General features: G+C 35.0%; 3 protein-coding genes. All 3 read left to right on the top strand.

The genetic code is table 11. The annotated features are described in order from the left end of the window. Positions 1 to 842 precede the first annotated feature (842 nt). The 3 genes from F0000_RS28000 to F0000_RS26620 all read left to right on the top strand — a co-directional run bounded on the left by F0000_RS28000 (position 843) and on the right by F0000_RS26620 (position 3,479). Complete coding sequence (locus tag F0000_RS28000; RefSeq protein ID WP_188112303.1) at positions 843 to 1,292, top strand: hypothetical protein; 450 nt, start codon at positions 843 to 845, stop codon at positions 1,290 to 1,292. Beyond that, positions 1,240 to 2,256 carry a hypothetical protein gene (locus F0000_RS26625; protein WP_223148948.1) on the top strand — a complete coding sequence of 339 codons (1,017 nt, stop codon included), beginning with the start codon at positions 1,240 to 1,242 and terminating at the stop codon, positions 2,254 to 2,256. The genes F0000_RS28000 and F0000_RS26625 overlap by 53 nt, the downstream gene beginning before the upstream one ends. Before the next feature lie 323 nt (positions 2,257 to 2,579). Beyond that, positions 2,580 to 3,479, top strand: coding sequence for a YARHG domain-containing protein (locus F0000_RS26620; RefSeq protein ID WP_149627739.1), 900 nt, complete (start codon positions 2,580 to 2,582; stop codon positions 3,477 to 3,479). The last annotated feature ends 261 nt before the right edge of the window (positions 3,480 to 3,740 follow it).

Below are 3,740 nucleotides of genomic sequence, written 5' to 3'. Positions count from 1 at the left end.
AAGATCTTAACTTCTGAATTACATCCAGGTTTAATACTAGTAGATTAAAAAGCCAAGTGTTACGCCTATCGGCGAGTGTTGTAGTAGCATAGGCTACTCCCTATGGTCGAGTACCTATTAGCTGCCATAGGTCTCGGTGCTGCCCACCCTATGGCATAACTTTTTAAGGTGCAGAAAAAGCACCATAAAAAAGCTTCTGCCCCAGCCGCCAAGCATCCCCTCGTCGTGTTCCCAGTCTTTTTTGTGTCACATTATTTGCAAGAGAAGCAAAATAATCCGCCACAAAAAATCCCTACACACTTATCTGGCTCCGCCGCTTGGGCGCTACTGACGGCAACAGGGTTTTTTATCTTCAATTGAAAGAAAATAAGCGGTAAAAACCCTGTTACCTCACGCGTGCAAATGTGCTAAGTCGCACAGCTTTGCCCACGGCAGTAGCGCCCTCTACGCGTCGGCTCCGCCTTATGTGGGCGTTGCACGCAGCTTGTCTTCAATCGCCAGACGGCTATCATTTTTTAAAGCTGAAGATTACAGCCGCACAAATCCACCGCCTAAATCTTCATCTTTAAAAAACGTTTTCCCCTCTCCTGTGAAAAAAGGACAACGTTTTAAAAAGTATCGGAAGTGCGCAAAGGCTGAAACGGCTGACTTCCGATGCTTTTTAAAATGAAACAACCGAAGGGCGTTAGTTATCCGTAAAACTGCTCAAAAAACACTCAAAAACTTGTGCTGATGCAGATCAGCACACCTCCAAACCCCTAAAAATCAAGCCTACGGTACTTTTATAAGCCTATAATATTAATATACCTTCCGTAAAAATCGTGTCTTAAACCTCAATTTTCATGTTCTGGGTTCAGGCATTGGCGCGCCTGGGAGGGTTGGCTGATGCAGATGGAAAGGGAGTATTGTACCATAATACTTGTTATCACTACAGCTTTGGGGATGCGGCTGACTTTAGCGGCTGCTATTATAACAAGTATTATGTACCATACCGAGGCAGAGGAAGCAGCAGCAAGACAGAGAATTTATTGCCTAAGCAATCAATCTGGATTGCTGCTGCGTGGGGAATACACGCTTTTTTTTCTTCACTTGAAAAAGATCAACTCAAAGAAAAAAGGTATTTTTATACCATCTATAAAAGCAACCAACTTGATTATAAACTTTATCCTCCTGAGCTCAAAAGTGAACTTACCTTGCAAAAGGTTACGGGGATTAGCTTTTGTGAATCAAATGAAATTGATGTTTGGAAATGGAGGAAGTTGCTCACAATGTCAAGCAGACTTTACTTATGAACAAATCAAAGAGGTGTTTCCTGCTGCTGCTAAAAACGAAACACTTGCTAAACAACTAGTTGATGAATTAAATCTTATTAGAGAAAAGTATGATATAGATACCTGCCAAAAGAAAGCGCATCTGATAGCGCAGTTTGGATCAGAAACTGGATTCAATACATTAGTTGAAGATTTAAAATCATATACCGCTGAAAATTTGATTAAGACTTTTGGCTATTTTACCAGAAATCCAAATGAAGCTAAAAAATATGTTGGAAATACAAAAGCAATAGCTGAAAGGGTTTATGGTCTTAGAAAAGTAGATAAAGAATCCGATATTGTAACTTGTGTTGGTTTATCGAAAAAAGAAAGAAAAACTAAAAAGTGTAATGATTTAGGGAATAAAAATATGGCAGATGGCTATAATTTTATTGGTAGAGGATTAATACAATTAACTGGTAGATATCATTACGAGAACATTAATAAAGAATTTCAAAAAGCATTCCCTAATCAAGGCGATTTAGTCGCTAATCCAGAATTATTAGAACAGCCTAAATATGCTGTAATGTCTGCGATGAGTTATTGGATTAATAAAGGATTAAACAAATTAGCGAATGATGGAGGGTATGAAAATGTAGATAAAATAACTTCAATAATTAATAAATATACAGATAGTAAGGCAAAAAGAAAAGCACATTATATAGACGCTTATTATGCCTTTAAATTATTCAATTGTGAGTTGCTCACTGATGATGATAGTACTAAACCTGATACGAATCTAAAGATTAAAGAAGGACTGTCCTGGGCAGAAAGCTTGGCAATTACTGAGGCTCAACTAAGAGCAAATCCCAATACTCCTTATATCGTAAATTACAAACAAGAATCTGGTTCTGAAGGTCATCTAAGAACGGAACAAACCGAAGCAGGAAAAGCAAAAATGGATTGCTCAGAGTTAGTATGTAGATATTTACAGAAAATAGAATAGAGTACGGATGTAAAATATATTACTTCAAGAGGTTTTGTAGATTATGCAGCACAACACCCTGAAAAATTCAGAGTAAATGATGGTGATCCTCAGGCGGGTGATGTATTTGCTTGGAAAGGACACACTGGTATTGTAAAAAGTTATGATCCTGCTACAAAAAAGGTAGTAACCATAGAATCAATTAGTGAACAATCGTATTCGTGGCATAAAGGCATCCATTTTAAAGGAGTCGTTATATGGGAATATGACCGAGATAAAAATCACCTAAAAAGCAAAGGTTCTAAAATAGTAAGATACTACACACCAAAAAAACATTACTCAGAATGAAAAAAATAGTCCTTGTTTTATTGTGTATGTTTTTGATGTCATCTTGTAAAGATCGCATCAATGCACAAATAGAAACTTCTAAAAGTGATTTTGAAACTCTAACCGATCAGGAACTAAAATCCAAATCTTTAAAAGAACTTCGATTTTTAAGAAATGAAGTTTTTGCACGTAAAGGGTATATGTTTAAAAATGAGGATTTAAATACTTATTTTAAGACCAAGTCTTGGTATAATCCCAATCCGGATACGAAAGTGGAGTTAACTCCTGAAGAAGAAAATTATATCAACAAGATAAAAGACATAGAAACCAGTATAAAAACTAAAAAAATATCAGGTTCGTTACAAACAGTTGACTTAGAAAAAGAAAGAAAATTCTATGACAATAAGGATTTCTACATAAATACAGAATTAAAGGGATTTATTAATAACGATACTATCGAAGATATCATTTGGATAATAGATATTAGTACAGATGATAGCTTAGGTGGAAATGCAAAAGAAGAATATAGACTTCAAATATTTTTAGGAACTGAAATAAATAATAAGTACATAGAATATTTAAAATCAGATTCAGTAATCCCTTGTAACAATTGTGATAATTGGGAAAATGAATCAGAGTATTCTTTTTCTAATGTAAAACTAGAAAACAAAACATTCCATTTTTCAACAATACAATTATATCGTGGTGCTGGTACCCAAGGGTTTAGTCAAGAAAATACATTTATTTTTAATTTTGATAATGATAATATGATCTTGAGTAAAGTGATAAAGGATTATCAAAATTATGACACAAACAAAAAGAAAAAGGATAGAATAATGCAGAAAGAAAAAGTCTTTTTAAAGGATTTCAATATTTACGATTGGAAGTATGTAGACCCTGCATATATATCGGGTTAGTATCTCATAGTTAAGTTTATGAGTAGGAAAATATAAGTATGATCCACCCTCGCTGCTCCTAGTATTTGCTACCGCTAGTTTGCAACTAGTGGCGGTAAGAGTAAGCGGTAAAGATATAAGATAATCCACAGCAGTAGTGTTGTGGATTTTTTTGTTACATAATACTCTGCAACTTGGTTTGTTTTATAAAAGCATCTAATAAGGCAAATACATGACTTTTATTCTCCGGTGATAATTGCTGTATATCTTGTAGTCGTTTTA

This window comes from Aquimarina sp. RZ0, from assembly GCF_008370685.1.
GTDB lineage: Bacteria > Bacteroidota > Bacteroidia > Flavobacteriales > Flavobacteriaceae > Aquimarina.
This window is presented reverse-complemented; position numbering and strand designations above follow the sequence as displayed.